The 22,656-nt window shown below is 75.3% G+C and carries 19 protein-coding genes; 14 read left to right on the top strand and 5 right to left on the bottom strand.

The features are described 5' to 3' along the window. Positions 1-37 precede the first annotated feature (37 nt). Positions 38-1,456, bottom strand: a complete 1,419-nt coding sequence (locus NXY84_RS02590; RefSeq protein ID WP_258725617.1) for a PLP-dependent aminotransferase family protein — start codon at positions 1,454-1,456, stop codon at positions 38-40. 49 nt (positions 1,457-1,505) lie between these two features. Here NXY84_RS02590 and NXY84_RS02585 point away from each other — a divergent pair, with 49 nt between their 5' ends. The 6 genes from NXY84_RS02585 to NXY84_RS02560 all read left to right on the top strand — a co-directional run bounded on the left by NXY84_RS02585 (position 1,506) and on the right by NXY84_RS02560 (position 9,189). Next, positions 1,506-2,219 carry an AzlC family ABC transporter permease gene (locus NXY84_RS02585; protein WP_258725616.1) on the top strand — a complete coding sequence of 238 codons (714 nt, stop codon included), beginning with the start codon at positions 1,506-1,508 and terminating at the stop codon, positions 2,217-2,219. After that, positions 2,216-2,509, top strand: coding sequence for an AzlD domain-containing protein (locus tag NXY84_RS02580; protein WP_258725615.1), 294 nt, complete (start codon positions 2,216-2,218; stop codon positions 2,507-2,509). The genes NXY84_RS02585 and NXY84_RS02580 overlap by 4 nt, the downstream gene beginning before the upstream one ends. Before the next feature lie 84 nt (positions 2,510-2,593). After that, entirely contained in the window at positions 2,594-3,091 is a 498-nt protein-coding gene (locus tag NXY84_RS02575; protein ID WP_258725614.1) for a DUF2975 domain-containing protein, read from the top strand. After that, entirely contained in the window at positions 3,091-3,333 is a 243-nt protein-coding gene (locus NXY84_RS02570) for a helix-turn-helix domain-containing protein (protein WP_258725613.1), read from the top strand. Before NXY84_RS02575 ends, NXY84_RS02570 begins: the two co-directional genes overlap by 1 nt. A gap of 174 nt (positions 3,334-3,507) precedes the next feature. Further along, positions 3,508-5,220 carry a cellulase family glycosylhydrolase gene (locus tag NXY84_RS02565; protein WP_258725612.1) on the top strand — a complete coding sequence of 571 codons (1,713 nt, stop codon included), beginning with the start codon at positions 3,508-3,510 and terminating at the stop codon, positions 5,218-5,220. A 246-nt stretch (positions 5,221-5,466) separates the two neighbouring features. After that, the gene (locus NXY84_RS02560) at positions 5,467-9,189 is read left to right on the top strand and encodes a pentapeptide repeat-containing protein (protein WP_258725611.1); all 3,723 of its coding nucleotides are present in this window, start codon (positions 5,467-5,469) and stop codon (positions 9,187-9,189) included. Positions 9,190-9,206: 17 nt separating this feature from the next. Here NXY84_RS02560 and NXY84_RS02555 read toward each other — a convergent pair whose 3' ends face one another. Beyond that, the gene (locus NXY84_RS02555; protein ID WP_258725610.1) at positions 9,207-9,935 is read right to left on the bottom strand and encodes a GNAT family N-acetyltransferase; all 729 of its coding nucleotides are present in this window, start codon (positions 9,933-9,935) and stop codon (positions 9,207-9,209) included. Positions 9,936-10,296: 361 nt separating this feature from the next. Here NXY84_RS02555 and NXY84_RS21715 point away from each other — a divergent pair, with 361 nt between their 5' ends. Beyond that, positions 10,297-12,246, top strand: a complete 1,950-nt coding sequence (locus NXY84_RS21715) for a glycoside hydrolase family 11 protein (protein ID WP_309485049.1) — start codon at positions 10,297-10,299, stop codon at positions 12,244-12,246. 118 nt (positions 12,247-12,364) lie between these two features. On the opposite strand, the gene NXY84_RS02540 is transcribed toward NXY84_RS21715, so the two are convergent. Further along, a complete protein-coding gene (locus NXY84_RS02540; RefSeq protein ID WP_258725609.1) occupies positions 12,365-12,967 on the bottom strand; it encodes a TetR family transcriptional regulator in 603 nt (200 codons plus the stop codon). A gap of 105 nt (positions 12,968-13,072) precedes the next feature. On the opposite strand from NXY84_RS02540, the gene NXY84_RS02535 reads away from it, so the two are divergent. From NXY84_RS02535 to NXY84_RS02525, 3 genes are all read left to right on the top strand, one after another. After that, positions 13,073-14,119, top strand: coding sequence for an ABC transporter permease (locus NXY84_RS02535; RefSeq protein WP_258725608.1), 1,047 nt, complete (start codon positions 13,073-13,075; stop codon positions 14,117-14,119). 114 nt (positions 14,120-14,233) lie between these two features. Then, on the top strand, positions 14,234-17,764 hold the full coding sequence (locus tag NXY84_RS02530; protein WP_258725607.1) for a VWA domain-containing protein: 3,531 nt from the start codon (positions 14,234-14,236) through the stop codon (positions 17,762-17,764). A gap of 37 nt (positions 17,765-17,801) precedes the next feature. Further along, complete coding sequence (locus NXY84_RS02525) at positions 17,802-18,377, top strand: hypothetical protein (protein WP_258725606.1); 576 nt, start codon at positions 17,802-17,804, stop codon at positions 18,375-18,377. A 126-nt stretch (positions 18,378-18,503) separates the two neighbouring features. Here NXY84_RS02525 and NXY84_RS02520 read toward each other — a convergent pair whose 3' ends face one another. Further along, complete coding sequence (locus tag NXY84_RS02520) at positions 18,504-19,079, bottom strand: dienelactone hydrolase family protein (protein WP_258725605.1); 576 nt, start codon at positions 19,077-19,079, stop codon at positions 18,504-18,506. A 97-nt stretch (positions 19,080-19,176) separates the two neighbouring features. Between NXY84_RS02520 and NXY84_RS02515 the strand changes: the two genes are divergently transcribed. Together NXY84_RS02515 and NXY84_RS02510 are read left to right on the top strand one after the other, a co-directional pair. Beyond that, on the top strand, positions 19,177-19,791 hold the full coding sequence (locus tag NXY84_RS02515; RefSeq protein ID WP_258725604.1) for a transcriptional regulator: 615 nt from the start codon (positions 19,177-19,179) through the stop codon (positions 19,789-19,791). A gap of 37 nt (positions 19,792-19,828) precedes the next feature. Beyond that, positions 19,829-20,626 carry a methyltransferase domain-containing protein gene (locus NXY84_RS02510; RefSeq protein ID WP_258725603.1) on the top strand — a complete coding sequence of 266 codons (798 nt, stop codon included), beginning with the start codon at positions 19,829-19,831 and terminating at the stop codon, positions 20,624-20,626. 25 nt (positions 20,627-20,651) lie between these two features. On the opposite strand, the gene NXY84_RS02505 is transcribed toward NXY84_RS02510, so the two are convergent. Next, positions 20,652-21,140, bottom strand: coding sequence for a group II truncated hemoglobin (locus NXY84_RS02505; protein ID WP_258725602.1), 489 nt, complete (start codon positions 21,138-21,140; stop codon positions 20,652-20,654). Between the two features lie 267 nt (positions 21,141-21,407). Between NXY84_RS02505 and NXY84_RS02500 the strand changes: the two genes are divergently transcribed. Both NXY84_RS02500 and NXY84_RS02495 read left to right on the top strand, forming a co-directional pair. After that, positions 21,408-21,686, top strand: coding sequence for a hypothetical protein (locus tag NXY84_RS02500; RefSeq protein ID WP_258725601.1), 279 nt, complete (start codon positions 21,408-21,410; stop codon positions 21,684-21,686). Between the two features lie 156 nt (positions 21,687-21,842). Next, positions 21,843-22,634 (top strand): TSUP family transporter, encoded by a 792-nt coding sequence (locus tag NXY84_RS02495; protein ID WP_258725600.1) that lies wholly within the window; start codon positions 21,843-21,845, stop codon positions 22,632-22,634. The last annotated feature ends 22 nt before the right edge of the window (positions 22,635-22,656 follow it).

Below are 22,656 nucleotides of genomic sequence, written 5' to 3'. Positions count from 1 at the left end.
GTTCCACCCGGCCGTGTGACGGCGAGCACAACGCACGTCAGGCGCGCGGGGACGCCGGACGCCGCCCGCCGAGGGCCGCCGCCATCGCGGCCAGGCCGCGGTCGAGCTGGTCGCGCGCGACGTCGCCGTAGCCGACGACGAGCCCGCTGACGTGCGCGCCGCGATGCCCACCGCCGTGCGCGAACGCCGCGAGCGGCACGACGCCGACGTCGCCCGACGCCGCGACCATCGCGTCGAGCACGTCCGCGGCCAGCGGGCGCGGGGGCACGACCACCGCGTGCAGGCCCGCCGCGACGCCGGTCGCGCGCCACCCCGGCAGGTGCCGCTCGACGGCCGTGAGCAGGTGCGCCCGCCGGGCCGCGTAGTGCACGGCCGTGCGCCGGACGTGCCGGTCGAGCCCGCCGCTCTCGAGGAACACCGCGAGCGTGAGCTGCTCGAGGACAGGGGCTGCGATGTCCGCGTGGTGCTTGACCTCCACGAGCGTGCCGAGGAGCCACGCCGGCGCGACGAGCCAGCCGAGCCGGAGCCCGGGCGCGAGGCTCTTGGAGACGCTGCCGCCGTGGACGACCCGGTCGGGCCGGAGCCCCTGGAGCGCGCCGACGGGCGACCGGTCGTACCGGTACTCGGCGTCGTAGTCGTCCTCGACGACGACGGCGTCGCGCTCGTCGGCCCACGCGAGCAGCGCCGCGCGCCGGGCCGGGGTCAGCACCGCGCCGGTCGGGAACTGGTGCGCGGGAGTCACGAGGACGGCGCGCAGGTCGCCCGCCGCGAGCGCGTCGACCCGGATCCCGTCGGCGTCGACCGGGATGGCGGCGGTCCGGACTCCCCCCGCGCGGAGGGTCGCGACGACGCCCGCCGAGCCGGGGTCCTCGACGCCGACCTCGTCGACGCCGTGCCGCGCGAGGGCCTCGGCCACGAGCCGCGCGCCCTGCGCGAAGCCCGCGGTGACGACCACCTGGTCCGGGGGTGCGACGACCGCGCGCGTCCGCCCGAGGTAGGCGGCGAGCGCGCGCCGCAGGCGCGGGTGCCCGCGCGGGTCGCCGTACCCGAGCTCGCGGTCCGTGGCCTCGCGCACCGCCGTCTCGGCCGCGCGCAGCCACTCGGTGCGGGGGAACCAGCCGAGCGCGGGCACCCCGGGGTTGGCGGGGACGTACGGCCGCGACGGCACGACCGGCGCGGCCGGGGGGACGTGCACGTGGCCGACGACCGTCCCGGAGCCGGTCCGCGAGCGCAGGTACCCCTCCGCGACGAGCTGCTCGTACGCCCGCACGACGACGCCGCGCGAGACCCCGAGCTGGTCCGCGAGCCCGCGCGACGGCGGCAGGCGCGACCCCGCGGGCAGCCGGCCGTCGCGCACCGCACGGCGCAGCGCCTCGGCGAGGGCCACGGACGGCATGGCGGTTCCGGCGATCGGGGCGAGCTCGAGGTGCGGCGAAGGATTGGTACCGGTCGGCACCGCTGGATTGGACCCGGGCACGGGACCAGTGTGTCCCTACGGTCGGCTCATGGACAGATCCACCCGCGCGGGCCTCGTGCTCGACACCCTCCCGGTCGCCGCGGCGATCGGCGTCTTCGGCGTCATCTACGGCGCGACGGCCGCGCCGCTCCTCGGGACGGGCACGACCCTCGCCTCGTCGGTGCTGCTGTTCTCCGGCGCGGCCCAGTTCACGATGGTCGGCCTCGTGCAGGCCGGGGCCTCGCCGGAGGGCGTCCTGGTCGCCGTCGCGGCGCTCGGGCTGCGGCACGTGCCGCTCGCCGCGGTCGTCCTCCCCCGGCTCCGGGCCGGACGGGCGCGGCGCGGTCTCCTGGCGCTCGTCCTGCTCGACGAGACCGCAGGGCTCGCGGTGGCCCGCGACCGGCCCGCCGCGCGGACGCTGGTGGTCGTGGGTCTCGGTGCGTACGCCGCCTGGGTCGCCGGGACCACGGCCGGGGCGCTCGGCGCCGACCTGCTCGGCGCCGAGCAGGCGGCGGGCGTCGTGTTCGTGATCCTCTTCGTCGGCCTCGCGGCGCTCACGTGCCGGTCCCGCGCCGACGTGCTGCGCGCGGCGACGGCGGCGATCGCGACCGGGGCGGCGGCGCTCGCCGTGCCGCAGTCCGGGGCGTTCGCGGCGGTCGTCGTGGCGGGCGCGTGCGCCGCGACGGTGCGGCGACGCCGCGACGACCCCGCGGTCGAGCGTGCGCTCGCCACGACCGGCCCGACGGCGGAGGCACGGCCGTGACCACCGCGCTGCTGCTCGCCCTGACGCTCGTGACGGTGGCGTCGCGGGTCCTGCCGATGACGCTCCTCCCGACGCCGCACGGGCGCGCGGCCGACGTGCTCGACGCGCTGCCGGCTCCGCTGTTCGCCGGGCTGGCGGCGGTCGCGCTGCTGGGTGGCGGCGAGCTGCCGGAGCCGCCGGTGCTGGCCGCCGCGGCGGGTGCGCTGCTCGGTGCGCTCCGGCGCTCGCTCCTGCTGACGCTCGCCTGCGGTCTCGCGGGGTTCGTGCTGGCCGACGTGCTGCTCGGGTGAGGTTCGCCGGGCAGTCTTGCCGACGGCGTCTTAGAACGATAGATTCCTATCGTTCTTCGATAGGTCGACGGGAAGGTGCACGACATGGGACGCATGGCGGTTCTCGCGCTCCGGGTGGTGATCGTGCTGATGTTCGCGGCGATGCTCGCGCTCCAGGCGGCGATGCTCCCGCTCCTCGCGGTCGACCCGGACGGCGAGGTGGGCGAGCTCACGCACCTGCGCTGGCCGATCGTCGTGATCTGCTTCCTGGCCGTCGCCGCGGTCGAGGTCGCGCTCGTGTGCCTCTGGCGGCTGCTCACGATGGTGCGGCGCGACACGGTGTTCAGCCCCGCGGCGTTCCGCTACGTCGACGTCGTGATCGGCGCCGCCGTCGCCGGCTCCGTGCTGGCCCTCGCGCTCGGCACGGTCCTGGCGCCCGGCGAGGCCGTCGCCCCCGGCATCGTCCTGATCATCGGCGTCGGCGCGATCGGCGGGATCGGGATCGCGCTGCTCGTGCTCGTAATGCGTGCGCTGCTCGCGAAGGCGGTCGCGCTCGACTCGACCGCGACCACGCTGCGCGCCGAGCTCGACGAGGTGATCTGATGCCCATCGTCGTCGACATCGACATCATGCTCGCGCGCCGGAAGATGTCGGTCGGCGAGCTCGCGGAACGCGTCGGCATCACGCCGGCCAACCTCGCGGTGCTGAAGAACGGCCGCGCCAAGGCGGTCCGGTTCACGACGCTCGAGGCCCTGTGCGAGGCGCTCGACTGCCAGCCGGGCGACCTGCTGCGCCAGGAGCGGGCGCGCGACGGCGACCCGGCGGCCGTCGGGGGCGAGGCGTAGCCGGACCGCGGACCCCCCGGCAACCGCCGCACACCACTCCACGGCAGGGGGTGCCGTTCCGGCGCGGAGTCGCCTACGCTGCAGTCGAAGCGCTTCGACACGGACCGAGCCGTCGCGGCCCGTGTCGCACCGCGCCCCCGGGGCAACGAGGCCCCCCGCGTAGAAGGGCAACCCGTGAGACGACCCGCCTGGACGAGCCTGACCGCTCTGGCCGCCGCACTCGCACTGACCACCACCGTCGTCGCTCCCGCGAGCGCCGGCACAGCACCGCAGGCGGGCCCGCGCCCCGCCGCCGTCGACCCCGCGTCCGAGGTCGTCGCCGAGATGCAGCCGGGCTGGAACCTCGGCAACACGCTCGACGCTGTCGGAGCCGACGAGACCGCGTGGGGCAACCCGCGCGTGACCGAGGACCTGCTGCGCGCGGTCGAGGACGCCGGCTTCCAGAGCGTCCGCATCCCCGTGACGCTGGGCCAGCACTCGGGCCCCGCGCCGACGTACACGATCGACCCGGCGGTCCTCGACCGGGTCGAGGAGGTCGTCGACTGGGCGCTCGACGCCGACCTGAGCGTGCTGCTCGACCTGCACCACGACTCGTGGATGTGGACGAACCAGATGCCGACCCGGCACGACGAGGTCCTCGCGCAGTTCACCGCGACGTGGGAGCAGCTCGCCGAGCGGTTCCGCGACCACCCGCGCACGCTGCTGTTCGAGAGCATCAACGAGCCGCAGTTCGCCGGGGTGTCCGGCGACGAGCAGAGCTACGCCCTGCTGCACGAGCTCAACGTGCGGTTCCACGAGGTCGTGCGCTCGTCGGGCGGCCGCAACGCCGACCGCGTGCTCGTGCTGCCGACGCTGCACACCAACGCGGACCAGGGCCGGCTCGACGCGCTCGTCGCGACGTTCGAGGAGCTCGACGACCCGAACCTCGCGGCGACGTTCCACTACTACGGCTACTGGCCGTTCAGCGTGAACGTCGCGGGCGGGACGCGCTTCGACGCGGCCGCGCAGGCGGACCTCACCGGGACGTTCGACCGCGTGCGGGACACGTTCGTCGCGCGCGGCATCCCCGTGATCCTCGGCGAGTACGGGCTGCTCGGCTTCGACCGGCACACCGGCACGATCGAGCAGGGCGAGAAGCTCAAGTTCTTCGAGGCCCTCGGCCACCAGGCGCGCACGACCGGCGTCACGACGATGCTCTGGGACAACGGCCAGCACCTGGACCGCACCGCGTTCACGTGGAGCGACCCGGCGCTGTACGCGCAGATCCGGTCGAGCTGGACGCGCCGCTCGGGCACCGCGTCGACCGACCAGGTGTTCGTCCGCCCGGGCGCCGTCGCGGCGCAGACCGTGACGCTGAACCCGAACGGCCAGACCTTCAAGGGCCTGTACCTCGACGGCAAGAAGCTCAAGGCCGGCAAGGACTTCACGCTCGCGGGCGACGCGCTCACGCTGCCGGCGGCGCTGCTGACCCGGCTCGTCGGCTCCGGCGAGCACGGCACGCGCGCGGTGCTCGAGGTCCGGTTCTCGAAGGGCGTCCCGTGGCGGCTCGAGGTCGTCAGCGCCGACATCCCGGCGCTCCAGGACGCGACCGGGACCACCGACGCGTTCGCGGTGCCGACGGAGTTCCGGGGTGACCGCCTCGCGACGATGGAGGCGCGCTACCTCGACGGCTCGAACGCGGGGCCGCACAGCTGGACGTCCTTCAAGGAGTACGACGTGACGTTCGCGCCGGACACCGCCGCGGGGACGATCGTGCTGCGGCCGGCGTTCTTCGCCGAGGTGACCGACGGCGCGCCGGTCGTCCTGACGTTCCACTTCTGGAGCGGCGAGACGCTGCAGTACACGGTCGTCCGGAACGGGACGGCGGTCACCGGCACGGTCGGCTGACGACGGGCCGCCCACGGACCCGGTCCGCGGGCGGCGGGAGCGCACGCGACGGCGCGCACGGCACGGGCACCCGCCCGGGCGGTGCGCGCCGTCGTCGTCCCCCCGCGAGGTCGCACCGGCCAGCCGGCTCGTGGCGTCGTCCAGCCGCCGGACCGGGGCAGCCGCCAGGCGCACCCCCGGTATCTCGGTCCGCGCTCGGGTCTCTCCTCGCCGAAGGGTGGACGACGACTCCCGGCGAGGAAGGCCATGTCCGAGCACGACACGACCACGCGGAACACCACGGCCGAGGACGGCCGGCAGGGCCCCGAAGGCGCCCCGGAGAGCGGGGTCGGCCCGCGGCCGTCGCCCTCGCGCCGCCTCCGTGCCGCGCTGCGGAGGGCCGACCGCAGCCGCCCGGAGGCACCCGACGACTGCCCACCGGCGGGCGTCCCGTACGCGCGGGCGGCCGACCCCGACGCGGCCGCGCCCATGAGCCGCCGGACGCTGGTCGTGGTGCTCGTCGTCGGGACGGTCCTCACGCTCGCCGCCCTCGTGCTCCTGCCGCAGGTCCTCTACCCACCGCTGACCGCAGCCGAGCTGGCGGCGGCCGAGGTCACCGGCAAGGACCGGATCGCGGCGGAAACAGCCCGGCTCACCGTGCAGAGCGCCGCACGGGCGCCGATCGCCCAGGCGCTGGCCGCCGTCATCGCCCTGTCGGGGGCGGCCCTGGCCTGGCGCCAGTTCGCCGCCCAGCGGCACGACCGGACGGTCGACGAGCGCGCCGCCCGCTTCGCCGACGCCATGGAGCGGCTGCGCGACGAGCACCTCGAGACCCGCATCGGCGCACTCCACCTCCTCGACCGCCTGGCGGACAGCGCGACCCACCGCGTCGTGTGCGCACGCGTGCTCGAGACCGTGGTGCGCGAGCTGTGCGTCGTGCAGCGAGGAGACGCCGTGGACCTCCCGCTCGACGCCCAGACCGCGCTGACCCTGCTCGTGAGCCGACCGGCGTCGGCGTACGGCGTCGAGCTCTTCCGGCTCGGTGGCCTCGACCTGCGCCGCGCGGACCTGCGCGGTGCGCACCTCGAGGGCGCGTACCTGGGCTACACGCACCTCGACCGCGCCGCGCTCGACGGCGCGCGCCTGGACGGGGCGGACCTCACCCGCACCGTCCTGGTCGACGCGACGCTGGGGTGCGCCGTGCTCGACGGCGCGCGGCTCGACCACACCGACCTCGAGAAGGCCGACCTCGCGGGGGTCCGCCCGCGCGGGGTCAGGTTCCGCGACGTGCGGTGGCCGGACGGGTACACCGGCGCGACGGAGGCGGAGGATCTCGGGACCCCGATCCACGACGAGGAGGACCTTCCTCCCGCGGGCTCGGCCCCGGGGCTGAGCGGCGCGGCGGGGTTCGTCGGGCGGGACGACCTGGTGCACCAGGTCCTGCGGGAGGACGACGACGCGCGCCCGCTTGCGGAGCTGCACGGCGAGCTGGGGTCGGGCCGCACGAGCGTGCTGCGTCAGATCGCCGCCACGTGCCGGCGGCCGACGTACCTCGTCGACCTGGAGCGGTACGACCCGGGGCACACCGGCGAAGCGACCGCGACGTCCGTGGGCGGCGCGCACGCGAGCTACGCGCTGTGGGTCGAGCTGCTGTCCGACGTCGCCCGCGCCCTGCTGGTCGACGGGGACCTGAGCGCGATCGAGCGTGCCGCGGCGGAGGCACGCGAGCACCTGCTGACCGAGGGCGAGGCCGACCTGGCGGCCAGCATGAAGCGGCTCCGCAGGCCGGTCGAGCCGGACGAGCAGGTGCGGGCGGTCGGGAGGGCGGCCGAGCACGTGGCGGCGCGGTTCGCCGAGTGCTGGCGGCGCCGCGCGGGCGGCCCCGACGGTCCCCCGCTCCTGCTCCTCGACGACGTCGACAAGGTGCTCGACGAGCCCATCGGGACCTGGCTCACCGAGCTCCTGCACACGCTGGCGGCGACGGGCGGGGCGGGGCCCACCCGGCTGGTCGCCGTCCTCGGTCTCACGGCGCCACCCGGCGCGGGCGCGGCGCCGGACCGAGCCGTGCGCCGGCTCGGCGCCGACCGGGCCTCCCCGCACGTCCTGTCCGACCTCGACGAGCCGGCGATGCGGGCGTTCGTCCGCCGGTTCCGGGCCGAGCGGTCGCCCGACGGCCGTGGGGCGTCGCTCGACCAGCTGACCGCCGCGCGCCTGCTCGCGCTGACCCGCGGGCACCCCGCGACGCTGCGGCTCGTCGCCGAGATCCTCTGGGGACCTGCGGCGCCCGAGCCCGGACGGCTCGACGCCGTGCTGCTGGGCCTCCCGCGGCCGGGCCCGCACCAGTGCGCCCTCCTCGTCACCGAGCTGCTCGAACGCTCGGGACGCAAGGACCTGCTGCGCGCCGTGCAGGCGGCCGCCGTCCCGCGCGTCGTCACGGCCGACCTGCTGCGCGCGCTCCTGGCGCCGGGGGGTCACCGGGGTGGCGTCCCGCGGCTCTTCGACCAGCTCGCCACGCTGTCGTTCGTCGACACCGTCGACGGCGACGGCACGGTGCTGCGGCTCCAGGAGCACGTGCGCACGAGCTTCCTCGCCCGCCTGCAGGCCAGCGACCAGCCGCGCGTGGCGTCGCTGTCCCGCGCCGCGGCGGCGTACTTCCGGTCGCGGATGGAGAGCGGGGCGCACGGGGCAGACGGTGCCGGCGGGTCGTTCGCCGCCCAGTTCCGGTACGAGGACCCCGCCTGGCAGGCCGCGGCGCGGGAGTGGCTGTACCACTCCGGCGCGCTGACGGAGCCGGCCGAGCAGCGTCGCTTCGTGCTCGAGGCGGCGGCCCTGTTCCTCGACGCGTTCCACTGGTGGGGGAACTACGTCCACTTCGACTTCTGCGACAAGCTCGTCACCGACCTGCACCAGCTCGTCACGCGGCGGGAGGCGAGCGACAACCCGTCGAGCGTCGCGGCGCTCGTCGGGCGGCGGGCGTGGCCCGAGCTCGCGGAGCTGCACCGTGCGCTCGCCGACATCGCCGACCTCTACCCACCCTGGTCGACCAAGTCGGAGAAGGTGGACTGGCTCCGCATCCAGGAGGCGCTGCAGACGCTGCAGGAGATCCGCGGCGGCGGCGAGGACGCCGCGACGGAGCGACGGGTCACCGCGACCGCCCAGCTGTTCGTCGCGCGGGCCTGGACGTACGCGCCCTGGACGGACCGGTCGTTCCGGCTGGCCGACGCCGCCTACGTGCGCTCGTCGGACATCGTGGCGGACGCCGACCACGAGCACTGGGTCGCCCCGTGGCTGGCCTACGAGCGGGCGCAGCTGCTCTTCATCGCCCACGACAACGCGCGCGCGGCGGCCGACCCCGACGCGACAACCGCCCTGCCGCCGTTCTCGCGCGTGCAGGAGCTGTGGGGCACCGCCGCGCGGACCGCGCAGCCGGACCGGCCCACGGGCGGCGCGTCCGCGGACCCGCCGGACCCGGACCACGAGCTCATGAGCCACCTGCACCGGCTGCGCGCGGACATGCTCCGCGCGCAGGGACAGGTCCACGCCGCCGCATGGAGCTACCAGCGTGCCGTGGTGCACGCGTACCTCTACCACAACGTCGGTGGGCCACCGGACCCGTACACGAGGCAGCTCTACGTGGACGTCCGCGCACGGGCGCTGCGGTTCCTCGTGAAGGACGTCGTCCGTCGCAGCGAGCAGGACCTCACGCGCGAGGTGCTGGGGTTGCTGACGTTTCCCGTCGAGGACACGGTCGCGGGGGTGGACGACGGTCCGCGCTGCACGCGCGCGGTCCTGGCCGCGGCGGCCGGCAGGCCCCGGTCCCTCGCCCACCTGCTGTGGCCGCAGGGCCCGCACGCCGAGGACCTGGGCAACCCGTCGGGCCCGTGCGCGAGGGCCGTCCGCCGCGCCCGCCTCCGCCTCGTCTGCGAGGACCGCGACCTGCTCCACGACCTGCACGTGGACCCGGTCACCCGCGGTCCGCAGCGCGTCTGAGCGGCGCACCCCGCCGGCTACGGCGCGCGGACCTCCGCCCAGCGGTCGACCGGCCACAGCGCCCGGCCGTCGGTCAGGGCCCGCGCGTCGGCCACGAGCCCGGCGACCTGCGGGTCGTCGAGCGCCGCGGCGCCCTCGCAGGCCACCACGTTCTCCTCGAGGAACGCGGCGATCCGGTCCCCCGGTGCGTCCGTGCCCCGGTCGAGGCGGAGCAGCAGCATGCCGTCGACGCGGCCCGACGACGCGCGGAGAGCGGGCTGGACGTACCGCAGGGGGACGAGGCGGGCGCCGAGCCGCCCGTAGAACCGCAGCCGCGCGACCGGGTCCCCGTGGCCGGCGTCGCCCGGCCAGCGCGCGGGGTCGTCCACCTCCGCGAGCACCAGCGCGCCGTCCCTCTCGGCCGCCCACCGGGCGAGGACGTCGCCCACGAGGTGCGCCCCCAGCCCGCGGCCCCGCATCGACGGCGCGACGGCGAGGTACGCCAGCAGCAGCACCTGGTGGTCCACGTGCCACTCGGCGAGCATCACGGCCACGGGTGCGCCGCCCGCCAGCACGACGACCGAGGGGTGCGGAGCCTCCCCCCGGTACCCGGCCCTCAGCCCGGCGAGGGAGACGAGCTCGTCGGCGCGGAACGTCGACCTGAGCAGCTCGTGGACCGCGTCCACCTGCCCGTCGTCGAGGTCCGTGAGCGGCACCTCGACGAGGGCGTCACCAGACTCGCCGTCGGGCTCCGGTCCAGGGGTCATGTTCCATGGTCGGCCCGTCTCCGGAGCCGTGTCCATGGCTCGTCGCCCACCGCTGCCCGGACGGGCCGGCGCGTGCGCCCGTGGCGGCGGCCCGCTCGGAGCGGGCCGCTGACCCGACGAACCGACGCGAAACGAGGACGCGGGGCGCCGAAACTATCGAACGCTGAGAAACGTTTCAGAGCCCCTCAGGAGCCCACCCAGCTCCTTGCCTGCGCCGGAGAACCGCTCCACACTCGCCGGGAACGGCTCCCTGCGTCGACGACGACGCGGGCAGCCCTCGTTTCGAGCGCAGGCCGGCCCACCCAAGACCCGCCCGCGGGCCCGAAATTTTCGACGCCGATTCGGCACGAAGGAGTGCAGGATGTCCGCAAGCACGACTCTCACCCGCGGTGCGCCGAGGCGCAGCCGGCTGGTCCGCGCACTGGCCGGCCTCGCCGCCGCCAGCACGCTGGCCGTCGGCGCCCTCGTCGCCGCAGCACCGGCCCAGGCCGCCGACGTGACCCTCACCAACAACGGCACGGGGACGCACAACGGCTTCTTCTACTCGTTCTGGAAGGACAGCGGGAACGTCCAGTTCACGATGGGCGACGCCGGCAGCTACCGGACCTCGTGGTCCGGCATCAACAACTGGGTCGGCGGCAAGGGCTGGCAGACCGGAGGCCGCAAGGTCGTCCAGTACTCCGGCACCTTCAACCCCGGCGGCAACTCGTACCTGACGCTCTACGGGTGGACCCGGGGCCCGCTCGTCGAGTACTACGTCGTCGACAACTGGGGCACGTACCGCCCGACCGGCACGCACATGGGCACGGTCACCAGCGACGGCGGCACGTACGACATCTACCGCACGCAGCGGGTCAACCAGCCCTCCATCGAGGGCGACCGCTCGACCTTCTCCCAGTACTGGAGCGTCCGCCAGCAGAAGCGCACGGGCGGCACGATCACCACGGGCAACCACTTCGACGCCTGGGCCAGCAAGGGCATGAACCTCGGCACCCACGACTACATGGTCATGGCGACCGAGGGCTACCAGAGCTCCGGCAGCTCGAGCATTACGGTCAGCGAGGGCGGGACGTCCAACCCGAACCCCAACCCGAACCCGACCACCACCTCGAACCCGAACCCCGGGACGGGCGGCTGCTCCGTCACCGCGACGCGCGGAGAGGACTGGTCCGACCGGTTCAACGTCACCTACACCGTGAGCGGCAGCTCGACCTGGACGGTCAACCTCGGCCTCGGCAGCGACCAGTCGATCCAGAGCAGCTGGAACGCCACCCGCAACGGCACGACGTTCACGCCCAACGGGAACGGCAGCTCCTTCGGTGTCACCGTGATGAAGAACGGCAACAGCACGACGCCCTCGGCGTCCTGCTCGGGCGGCGGCACGACCAACCCGAACCCCAACCCGACCACGACGACGCCCCCGCCGACCAACGCGAGCTGCTCGGCCGGCTACGTCGGGCTCACGTTCGACGACGGCCCCACCCCGGCGACGACGAACCAGCTCATCAGCACCCTGCGGAACGCCGGGGCGACCGCGACCGTCTTCCCGACGGGCTCGAACGCGACGAGCAACGCGTCGCTCATGCAGGCGTACAAGAACGCCGGCTTCCAGATCGGCAACCACAGCTGGGACCACCCGCACCTGGTGAATCTGAGCCAGAGCGAGATCCAGTCGCAGCTCTCGCGCTCGCAGACGGCGATCCAGCAGACCGCCGGCGTCACGCCGACCATCTTCCGGCCGCCCTACGGCGAGACCAACGCGACGCTGAAGTCGGTCGCGTCCTCGCTCGGCCTGCGGGAGGTCCTCTGGGACGTCGACTCGCAGGACTACGACAACGTGAGCGCGAGCCAGATCCGGCAGGCGGCGAGCCGCCTGACCAACGGCCAGATCATCCTCCTGCACGACTGGCCGACCGCCACGATCCAGACGCTGCCGGGCATCCTGTCCGACCTCGCGGCCCGGAACCTGTGCACGGGTCACATCTCGACGAGCACCGGTCGGGCCGTCGCCCCGTCGGGCGGCACCACGACGCCGACCAACCCGACCAACCCGAACCCCGGCACCGGCGGCTGCACGGTCACCGCGACCCGCGCCGAGGACTGGTCGGACCGCTTCAACGTGACCTACACCGTGAGCGGCAGCTCGGCGTGGACCGTCACCCTGAGTCTCGGCTCGGGCCAGTCGATCCAGAGCAGCTGGAACGCCACCCGCAACGGGACCACGTTCACGCCCAACGGGAACGGGAGCTCGTTCGGCGTCACGGTGATGAAGAACGGCAACAGCAGCACGCCGCCGGCCACCTGCTCGTGAGGCTGACACCCTGCCCGGGAGGGTGACCTGCCCGTGATCGACCGAGGCCGTCGGGCCCGGCGCTCCGCTCCTGCGGGGTCCGGTCCCGGCGGCCTCGTCGTCGCCGGGGTCCGGAGGGTCAGACGCCCGGCAGGTCCTCCGTGAGGTAGCGCTGGGCGGACGGGGCGACGAGCGCCACGACGTCCTCGAGCTCGAGCTCCTGCAGGTGCGGGAGCCCGACGACGTACCGGGCGAACGCGATGCCGACGAGCTGCGCCCCCAGGAGCTCGGCGCGCAGCGCGGGGCGGTCGCGCCCGAGCGACGCCGCGACGGGCTCGAGGACGCGCTCGATGACGAAGCGGCGGACGGTGTCCAGGGCCTCCGGGCGCGACGCGACGGACCGGAACACCGCCTGCAGGTGCGGCCCGGTCACGGGGTCGGCCCAGACGCCGAGGTAGTGGCGCACGACGCGCTCGCCCACGCCGTCCGGGTCCCCCGCGATCAGGTCGGGCATGACGGCGGCGTCGAACGGCAGCTCGAGCGCCGCGGCGAACAGCTCGTCCTTGGTGCCGAAGAAGTGGTGCACGAGGGCGGGGTCGACCCCGGCGGCCGTCGCGATCCCGCGGATCGTCGCGCGGTCGAAGCCGTTCTCCGCGAACTGCGTCCTCGCCGAGCCGAGGATCGCGTCGCGCGTGCCGCTCTGCCCGCTGCGGCGCCCGCCGCGCCGTACCGCCTCTGCCATGCCCGCAGCCTAACGAACTCATCAGGTGTTGAATTCAACGGCTGATGAGTTCTACGCTCGGAGCATCGCTCCCCGACCCGGGGACACGGCGACCGAGGAGTCCTCATGACCGACGTGCACACACCCCCGAGCACGACCCCGACGAGCCCGGCGCCGCACCGGCCGGGGCCCGGGCACCCTGGGGGGCGACACCCCTGGGCGCTCGCGACCGCCGTCGCGCTGGCCCTCACCGCGGCGGTCGCGACGATCTTCGTGGCCTTCGCCCTGCCCGCCGTGACCTCCGAGCCCCACGACGTCCCGATCGGCATCGCCGGACCGCCGCCCGCGGTCGAGCAGGTCGAGCAGGCGCTCGCAGCCGCCCGGCCCGGCGCGTTCGACGCCACGACCTACCCCGACGCCGACGCGCTGCGCGCCGCGGTCCTCGGCCGTGACGCGTACGGGGGGCTCGTCCTCGGACCCGACGGCGCGACGGTCGTCGTGGCGAGCGGCGCCAGCCCGGTCGTCGCCCAGCTGCTCGCGGATGCCGGCGAGGCGCTCGCCGAGCGCTCGGGCACGCCGGTGACCACGCAGGACGTCGTGCCGCTGCCGGCGGACGACCCGCGCGGTGCCGGGCTCGCCGCCGCCGTGCTGCCGATCACGCTCGGCGGCATCCTTCCCGCGGTCGCCCTCGCGCGCGCCCTCCCGCACCGGCCCTGGCTCCGGGTCGCCGCGGCGAGCGGGTACTCGCTCATGGCCGGCCTCACGCTCACCGCGCTCCTCGACGGCTGGTTCGGCAGCACGTCGGGCGCGTTCTGGCCCGTCGCGCTCGGGCTGTCGCTCGGCATCGCCGCGACCTCGCTGACCCTCCTCGGGCTCGAGCGCGTCGCCGGGACGCCCGGCCTGGCGGCCGGCGCCGCGCTCGTCGTGCTCGTCGGCAACCCGCTGTCCGGCATGGCGTCGGCACCCGAGCTGCTCGCGCCGCCGTGGGGCCTCGTCGGGCAGCTCCTCCCGCCGGGGGCGACCGGCAGCCTGCTGCGCAGCACCGCGTACCTCGACGGAGCCGGCGCCACCCGTCCCGTCGTGGTGCTCCTGGCCTGGGTGGCGTGCGGGCTCCTGCTGACCGCGGTCGCGTCGGTCCGGCGGCACCGCGCTCCCCGGGACCCGCGCGCCTGAGCCGCGGCGACTCGTCCCTTTCGGGCGGGTTCGTCCCGGAACGGTGGCCCTGCGCGGAGCTCCGGTGCTTGGCTCTCGCGGGTCGACCGCACGACGGACCCGGGGGGGCACGCGATGTCGCGAGCGTTCAGCACGACCGACCGGACAGCCGAGCGCAGGGGAAGGCGTGCGGCGCTGCGCCGGTGGTGGGTCCCGCTCCTCGCGGCGGCCGTCGCGGTCGCCGGAGCACCCGCCGCCGCAGCGGCACCCGCAGCGGACTGGCGACCCGCCGTCCAGGCGCTCGCGGGCACGACCCCCGGCGCCACCAGCGCGGTGCTGCTCGGCGCTGCCGCCACGGCGGTCGACGGCGACCCGGAGGCGGACGTCACCGCCGCCGTGGACCGGCTCGTCGAGGACGCCGCGGACCGGTTCTACGGCGACGGCGTGCGGGTCACCAGCAGGGCGTCCCTCGTCCGGGTCTCGCTCGACGAGGGACGGGCGACCGACGTGCTGGCGGACCGCACCGAGTCGGCCTCGACGCCGGCCCTCGCGGCCGCGCGCACCGAGGCGCTCACCGGCACGCTCTCCGCGGCCGTCCGCAGCGCGCGGGCGGCCGTCGCGGACGCCGTGCGCGTCACGGCCGCGACGCCGGAGCCGCGCACGGTCGGCCGGGCGACGGACGACGCCGACCGGCTCGAGCAGGAGCTGGGCACGCTGACGTCGGGCGCGTCCGGCTCCGTCGCCCGGCGGCTCGGCGTCGCGTCCGCGCACCTCGCCGCGATGGACGCGGCCCTCGAGGACGCCGTGCCGGTGCGGGCCGTCGCGCACGCCGCCGCAGCCCAGGCCTGGGGCGTCGCGAGCCTGGAGGCCGTCGGCGTGCGGCCGTGGTCCACGACCGCGGACGCCGACTACGACACGCTCCCCGACCCGCTCGAGCTGAGCCTCGGCACCCACCCCAAGGACCGCGACTCGGACGACGACGGCCTCGGCGACGGCGACGAGGCCGCCCACCTGCTCGGCGTGACCGACCCGACGGCCGCCGACTCCGACGGCGACGGGACGGGCGACGCCGACGAGGACAGCGACACCGACACCCTGACCAACGCGCAGGAGATCTCCGCCGGCACCGACCCGCGCTCGGCGGACCCCGACCGCGACACGCTGGCCGACCCCGACGAGCTCGCGGTCGGCACCGACCCGCGGACCGCGGACACCGACGGCGACGGCCTCCTCGACGGCGCCGAGGTGCGCTCGGGCCTCGACCCGCTGTCCACCGACACCGACTACGACGGCACCGGCGACGCGGACGAGGTCGTCGCCCAGCCCGTCCGGCGCGCGGGCGTCGAGCTCTCGCTGGTCGGCTCCGGCGACCTCGCGGGCTCCGTGCACGTCGCGACCCAGCCCGTCACCGCGACCGAGCGCGCGCTCGGCGCCGTCGGCGACGCCGTCGAGATCTCGCTCCCGGCGGACCGCACCGGTCAGCTCGAGCAGGCCCGCCTCACGCTCCCGTACCCCGCGGACCTCCCGACGGGCACCGAGCCCGCCGACCTGCGCGTGCTGGTGTTCGACGAGGCGCTCCAGCGCTGGGTCCCGACCGGCGCGGACCTCGCGCTCGACCCCGACGCGCGCACCGTCTCGGTGACCGTCACGCACTTCTCGCGGTACGCGATCTTCGACATCGCGAACTGGGAGCAGAGGTGGGACTCGGTCGGAGCCGGGTGCACGCCCGGCGAGGACCCGGCGCTGCCGGCGGACGTCGCGATCGTGCTCGACTCGTCCGGCTCGATGGCCGACAACGACCCGGAGGGCCTGCGCAAGATCGCCGCGTCGCAGTTCGTCAACGCGCTCAACGCCGACGACCGGGCCTCCGTGACCGACTTCGACGACGTCGCGACCGTCCTGCAGGGCCTCACGAGCGACAAGGCCGCGCTCGACGCCGCGATCGTGCTCGTCGACGACCTGGGCGGCACCGCGATCGACGCGGGCGTCTCGGCGGGCCTCGGGACGCTGCCGCCGGCCAGCGCCGAGCGCCTCAACGCGCTCATCCTGCTGACCGACGGCGACGGCTCGTGGGACCCGGCGCTGATCGACCGGGCGCGCGGGCTCCGCGCGCCGATCTACACCATCGGGCTCGGCGCCGGACCCGACGCGACGCTGCTCCAGGGCATCGCGACGCAGACCGAGGGCCAGTACTTCGGCGTCGCGACCGCGGACCAGCTGCCCGAGGTCTTCCGCTCGATCGCCGGGTGCGTCAACGACCCGACGCCCGGCGGCGGCGTCGCCGATCCCGCGTGCGAGAGCGTCGACACGGACGGGGACGGGCTCGCGGACTGCCTGGAGACGGGCGGGTTCGCGCTCGGCACGTCGACGATCGTGCGCACCGACCCCGCGAAGGAGGACACCGACGGGGACGGCATCGGCGACGGCGAGGAGGCCGGCGAGCCCTCGACCGTCGTGGAGGGCACACCGGCGTTCCAGGCGATCTCCGACCCGACCGTGCTCGACTCCGACGGCGACGGCCTCGAGGACGGCGAGGAGCTCGACGAGACCACCCAGGCCTGGCAGGGCGACACCGACGCGGACGGCCTGTCCGACGCCGACGAGCTCGACCACGGCACCACGCCGCTCGCGTCCGACACCGACGGGGACTCGCTCTCCGACGGCTACGAGGTGGACCACGCCGAGGACGAGGGGCTGAGCCCGACCGTCTTCGACGAGCGGCTCGGCACCTGGGAGTACATCGGCTACTTCGTGCAGGGGTTCCTGTGCGGGGACATCACCTGGAGCTGGATCGGCTGCGGCGAGAACGACCAGGTCGTGCGGCTCATCGGCTACGTCATCGGCTCGTTCATCCCGTTCGTCGACATCCGGGACGTCCTCGCGGGACTGATCAAGACCGACTGGGTCGGAGCGGCGTTCAGCCTCGTCGGGCTCATCCCGGCCGTCGGGGACGCCGCGTCGGTCGTCGCGAAGATCGGCAAGTTCCTGTCCAGGTTCCCGGCGAAGCTGGCTCCGGTCATGCGGTGGGTCGCGAACAGCGACGTCCTCAGCGACACCGTGAAGGCGACGGTGTTCCGGGTGCTGCTGCCCGGGTTCTCGACGCTCGAGAACGCCGGCTTCACGCCGCAGGTCCTCGCCCGCATCATGCAGCACCAGAAGATCGACGAGCTCGTCGCGGCGCTCGGCTCGACGCTGCGGGTCAGCGGTGCGCGCGCCGTGCCGATGCCGTGGGCCGTGCGCGCCGGTGGTGTCCGCGCGAGCATCGTCGCGGAGCGGCAGGTCCAGGACCTCGTGGTGCGCGGGCAGCTCGACAACGCGTGGACCGCGGTGCACCGGACCACCACGAACGCGTGGCACAACGTGCCCGGCTCGAACCGCCGGCTGCGTGAGGACGACATCCGCTGGGGACCGACCAACCAGAACGCGATCGAGGTCAAGGCCGGCCCGGTCACGCGGTTCAACCGCAGCTCGGACCTGTGCGAGCAGGCCCGCAAGGACCGCGACCTCCTCGACGCCGGCGACCTCGACGAGAAGGTGTGGCACTTCGTCCCGGCGCAGGTGTTCAAGCAGGGTGGTGCCGAGTTCTGGGGGGTCGGTCCCGACGCGGCGGCGCTGGCCTGCCTCGAGCAGTACCGGATCCCGTTCGTCATCCACGCGGCCACGTGACTTCCACGGGGGCGGGCCGGACGGCAGGATCAGCAGCATGACGGCGGCGGGTGACCAGGACGAGGCCCTCCGGTTCGGCCAGTGGCTCGAGCTCGTCGAGCGGGCCCGGCCGTGGCTCGGCGAGCGGTTCGGGCTCGACCTGACCGGGACGCCCGAGGACCTCGTCCCGCTGTGGACGGCGGCGATGCCCGTGCTCGCGTACGCGCCGCCCGACGAGCCGTACGAGGCGCTCCCGGCATGGGCGCGGTGGCCCGAGGTGGTCCGGCCGGGGCGCATCGTGGGGGCGCTCTCCGCGGCGACGGTCGAGGTCGTCGGGGCGCTCGCGGCGTACCACGGCGAGCTGCTCCGGGCCGCCGCGCCGCCGCCGGGGGTGCGCTGGGAGGTGCTGCACCACCCTCCGGAGCCGTTCGCCGACGAGGGCCGCGTCGTCCTCGCCCGCCCGCCCGACGCGAGCGGGTACTCGGCGGGGTGGGTCAACCCGCTCAACGACCTGTTCGTGGCGGCGGGCAGACAGCTGCGCGAGCCCTTGGCACCCGGGGAGCCGGTGGTCGGGAAGGACGACCCGCACCGGCTGCGGTGGCTCTTCTACAACCGGCTGGCGGCGCTGTCCTAGGGAGCCGTCAGCTCCTGCTCGGTGCCGTCGTGGTGCGAGGGACGAGGGGTCCACGTCGATCGCCCGCCGCGTGGGCCGCGTGCTGGACCCTGCTGGGCGCAGCCGCGTCGGCGTGCGCGCCCGGCTCTACGCGAGCCGGGCGAGGAACGCGAGCACGCGCTCGGTCACGAGGGCCGCCGCCGCGGCGTCGTACGAGGGCAGCGACCGGTCCGTGAACAGGTGCTGGTCGCCGGGGTAGACGAACAGCTCGCCGTCCTCGGCCTCGGCGACGAGCGACCGAGCGGCGTCGATGTCGCCCTCGCCCGCGAAGAACGGGTCCTCGCTCATGCCGTGCACCTGCACGGGGACCCCGCCGGGCCACGCGCCGAGCTCGGACGCGGGCAGGCACGACTCGAGGAGGACGGCGCCGCGAGCACCGGGCCGGGTCTGTGCGAGCCGCTGGGCGGTCATGACGCCGAACGAGATGCCGGCGTGCACCACGCCGTCGGGCAGCCCCTCGGCCGCGCGGACCCCGCGCCGGCCGAGCACGTCGAAGCCGGTTCGACCGGCGAACTCGGCACCCGTCTCGATCGTGGGGAACGTCGCGCCGTCGAACAGGTCGGGGGTGTGCACCACGTGCCCGGCGGCGCGGAGTTCGTCGGCGAAGGCGTGGAAGCCCTCGGTCTGGCCGAGCACGTGGTGGAACAGCAGGACCTCGGCCATCGCAGTCTCCCGTCGCACCCGGTGCGTCGACCGCGGCCGTCGCGCCGAGCAATGATCGAATCTTCTGGAGCGTTCACCGTAGATCTATGATCGAGAAATGTCGAGCAATCTGGCGCTCCCCGACTACCCGCTCGACGACCTGCGCGTCGTGACCGCGCGCACGGAGCTCGCGGCGCTGTCCCACCCGCTGCGCGACACGCTCCTGGACCTGCTGCTCGAGCGCGCCGCGACCGTCGGCGAGCTCGCGACGGCCGTCGGGCGCCCGCCGAGCACCGTCGCGTACCACGTCCACGTCCTGCTGGACGCGGGCCTGCTCCGCGTCGTGCGCACGCGGCGCGTCCGGGCCATCGAGGAGCGCTTCTACGGCCGCACGGCGCGCATCTTCTACATCGGCCAGGTGCCCGTCGACGCCCTCGGCCGCATGACCAGCCCGGTCGCGGACGCCGCCGCGGAGTCGGCTCCCGCCCACCACGCCGACACGCTGCGGGCGATCCTGCGGCACGCGCGCATCCCGCGTGAGCGCGCCGCCGAGTTCTGGGACCGCGTCTTCGAGCTCACGCGCGAGTTCTCCGCGCTCCCCCGCGGCGGCGAGACGACGTACGGCTTCGTCGCCGGCCTGTACCCGACCACGTACCCCAGCCTGCCGGACCCGGCGGATGCCGCCGACGAGGTCGGCGGCACCGACGGCTCGGGTACCCGCGAGGTATCTTGACGTCGAGATACCCGTCGCGCGCCGCCGAGGAGCCGCCATGTGGGACCCCCGCCAGTACGCGCTCTTCGGCACGCACCGGGGCCGGCCGTTCGCCGACCTAGTCGCCCGCGTCGACGCGCGGGAGCCCCGCCTCGTCGTCGACCTGGGGTGCGGCGACGGGCCGCTCACGCTGGGCCTCGCCGAGCGGTGGCCCGAGGCACGGGTCGTCGGCGTGGACTCCTCCCCGGAGATGCTCGACGCCGCTCGCGCGCTCGACGCCGCAGGCCGCGTCGAGTGGGTCCAGGCCCGGGCCGAGGGATGGGACCCCGCGGCCCTCGGTGGTCCCGTCGACGTCCTCGTGACCAACGCGCTGCTCCAGTGGGTCCCGGGGCACCTCGACCTGGTCCCGCGCTGGGTGCAGGCGCTGGCTCCCGGAGGGTGGTTCGCGCTGCAGGTGCCCGCGAACTTCGACGCCCCGTCGCACCGGCTCATGCGCGAGGTCGCCGCCCGGCACCCGCGTGCGGCGGACCTGCTCCCGCACCTCGACCGGGCGGCTGCCGTCGCGTCCCCGCGCGAGTACCTCGCCGCGTTGGCCCGCCTCGGGCTCGAGCCCGACGTGTGGACGACGACGTACGAGCACGTCCTCGACCCCGCCGGCGAGCAGGCGTCCCCCGTGCTCGAGTGGGTGCGGGCCACGGGTCTGCGGCCGGTGCTCGGCGTGCTGACCGACGACGCCGAGCGCGCGGCGTTCCTCGACGACTACACCGCCGCGCTCGACCGCGCCTACCCGCGGGAGGAGTGGGGGGTCGTGCTGGGCTTCTCGCGGGTCTTCGCCGTCGGGCACCGGCCCGCGTAGGGACGACCGCGCCGGACGGCCGCCCTCACGCGTCCCAGCGGGGGACCTCCTGGCACGGGTGCAGCCCGTCCGCGTCGGTCGCGTGCGAGTTCTGCACCGCGACCTCCGTGCCGAACTCGAGGTAGTCCCGCAGGGCGTCGCGCGTGCGGGCGTCGTCGGGCAGCCCGGCGGTGTCCGCAGCCGCGAGGAAGAGGTCGACGAACCGGCGCCGCTGGTCCTCGCGGATCGCCTTGCCCTCGTGCGGGGCGAGCAGGGCGGGGAAGCCGCCGAGCTCGTCGGTGTAGCGCGTCGGGCCGCCGAACACCTCGGCGAGGAACGCGGCCAGGTGCTCGACGTGCGCCGGGTGACCCGCACCGAACAGCGGCTGGAGCAGCGGGTCGGTCAGCACCGTCGGGTACCAGGCGGCGACGAGCCGGCGCAGCCCGTCCGTCCCGCCGACGTGCTCGTACAGGCTCTCGGTGCCGTCGGACGACGCGGGCGCGCCGTCGACGGTCGGTGCGGCGGGCTCGGTCATGGGGCCTCCCTCGGGCGTCCTGCCACCGTGGCACGCCGCTCGCGCGGGCGACAAGGCTCGCGGTTCCGCCCTCGGCGGAGCGACCCCCGCGCCGGCCGCGGTCAGCGGCGCAGTCGCTCGACGAGCCGCGCGGCCGCGTCGTTGTCCGCGGCGCCGGCCCGGCTCCGTCGGACCGTGTCCCCACGACGTGCCCCGTGTCGACGAGCGCCCACGGAACCACCCTGGCGGCCGCTCAGGACGCGCGGTGCGACGGCCGATCAACCGGGTATGGGATACGCAGACCAGCCCCGGTACTCCCCGAACGGGAGGTTCTTCTGGGACGGGCACCGCTGGACGCCGGTCGAGGACCGGCTCTGGGACGTGGACCTGCCCTCCGCCGTCGACACCGCTGAGCCGGGTGAGCCGGGTGCTCCGTGCGCGCACTGCGGCGCGAGCCCGGGGCGCCGCTCGTTCGGCGACGTGGCGGTCGTCTGGCTGATCTCGCTCGTGATCTCGCTCGGTGTCGTCACCGGCGGCCTGGCGACGTACGTCGTCGCGGCACCCTGACCCCGACCTGACGCGCCGCGACGCCGTCCCGCACGCGCCGCGGGTGCCGCTGCGAGGCGTGCGCGAGACTGGCCCCATGCCGCGACCGACGCGTGCGCCGAGCCGCACCGCACACCCCGACCCGGCCACCCCCCGCCGCACCGCCGGGCCCACCCCGTGACGGACGCGCTCGCGCAGGTCGCCGACCTCGGCACCACGACCGTCCTGCTGCTCCTGCTCGCGGCGCTGCTCGCGGGCTGGGTCGACGCGGTCGTCGGCGGCGGCGGGCTGCTCCAGCTCCCGGCGCTGCTGCTGGTCCCCGGGGTCTCCCCCGTGCAGGCCCTCGCGACGAACAAGCTCGCCGGGATCATGGGCACGAGCGTGAGCGCCGTCGTGTTCTACCGCCGGGTGCGGCCCGGGCTGCGCACCGCGGCACCGATGGCCGTCGCCGCGCTGCTCGGCGGCGCGGGCGGTGCGGCGCTCGCGAGCTCGCTGCCGCCCGAGGTGATCACCCCGATCGTCCTCGTCGCGCTCGTCGTCGTCGCGGTGTGGACCCTCGCCCGGCCCGCCGCGGGCCGCGTGACGCAGCTGCGGTGGTCCGGTGCGCGGCACACCGGCGCCGCGGTGGTGCTCGGGCTCGCGGTCGGCGGGTACGACGGCCTCGTCGGGCCGGGCACCGGGAGCTTCCTCGTCATCGGGCTCGTCGGGCTGCTGGGGTTCGCGTTCCTCGAGGCGTCCGCGAACGCCAAGATCATCAACGCCGTGACGAACCTCGGTGCGCTGATCGTCTTCGCGCTCACCGGCGCACCGCTCTGGGTGCTCGGGCTGCTGATGGGCGCCGCGAACGTCGTCGGCGGCTACGTCGGCGCACGCATGGCCGTCGCGCGCGGCAGCGGGTTCGTCCGCGTCGTCTTCCTCGTCGTCGTCGCGGCGCTGGTCGTGCGCCTCACGTGGGACCTGGTGGCCTGAGCCCTGCACCCCCTCGGCGGCC

Source organism: Cellulomonas sp. NS3, from assembly GCF_024757985.1.
In the GTDB taxonomy this organism is placed as follows: Bacteria; Actinomycetota; Actinomycetes; order Actinomycetales; family Cellulomonadaceae; genus Cellulomonas_A.
This window is presented reverse-complemented; position numbering and strand designations above follow the sequence as displayed.

Bases quoted from the DNA above. Each gene is read 5' to 3' on its own strand.
- NXY84_RS02585 (WP_258725616.1), top strand. From the start codon at position 1,506: ATGGACAGATCCACCCGCGCGGGCCTCGTGCTCGACACCCTCCCGGTC.
- NXY84_RS02575 (WP_258725614.1), top strand. From the start codon at position 2,594: ATGGGACGCATGGCGGTTCTCGCGCTCCGGGTGGTGATCGTGCTGATG.
- NXY84_RS02570 (WP_258725613.1), top strand. From the start codon at position 3,091: ATGCCCATCGTCGTCGACATCGACATCATGCTCGCGCGCCGGAAGATG.
- NXY84_RS02560 (WP_258725611.1), top strand. From the start codon at position 5,467: ATGTCCGAGCACGACACGACCACGCGGAACACCACGGCCGAGGACGGC.
- NXY84_RS02555 (WP_258725610.1), bottom strand. From the start codon at position 9,935: ATGACCCCTGGACCGGAGCCCGACGGCGAGTCTGGTGACGCCCTCGTC.
- NXY84_RS21715 (WP_309485049.1), top strand. From the start codon at position 10,297: ATGTCCGCAAGCACGACTCTCACCCGCGGTGCGCCGAGGCGCAGCCGG.
- NXY84_RS02540 (WP_258725609.1), bottom strand. From the start codon at position 12,967: ATGGCAGAGGCGGTACGGCGCGGCGGGCGCCGCAGCGGGCAGAGCGGC.
- NXY84_RS02535 (WP_258725608.1), top strand. From the start codon at position 13,073: ATGACCGACGTGCACACACCCCCGAGCACGACCCCGACGAGCCCGGCG.
- NXY84_RS02530 (WP_258725607.1), top strand. From the start codon at position 14,234: ATGTCGCGAGCGTTCAGCACGACCGACCGGACAGCCGAGCGCAGGGGA.
- NXY84_RS02525 (WP_258725606.1), top strand. From the start codon at position 17,802: ATGACGGCGGCGGGTGACCAGGACGAGGCCCTCCGGTTCGGCCAGTGG.
- NXY84_RS02520 (WP_258725605.1), bottom strand. From the start codon at position 19,079: ATGGCCGAGGTCCTGCTGTTCCACCACGTGCTCGGCCAGACCGAGGGC.
- NXY84_RS02515 (WP_258725604.1), top strand. From the start codon at position 19,177: ATGTCGAGCAATCTGGCGCTCCCCGACTACCCGCTCGACGACCTGCGC.
- NXY84_RS02510 (WP_258725603.1), top strand. From the start codon at position 19,829: ATGTGGGACCCCCGCCAGTACGCGCTCTTCGGCACGCACCGGGGCCGG.
- NXY84_RS02505 (WP_258725602.1), bottom strand. From the start codon at position 21,140: ATGACCGAGCCCGCCGCACCGACCGTCGACGGCGCGCCCGCGTCGTCC.
- NXY84_RS02500 (WP_258725601.1), top strand. From the start codon at position 21,408: ATGGGATACGCAGACCAGCCCCGGTACTCCCCGAACGGGAGGTTCTTC.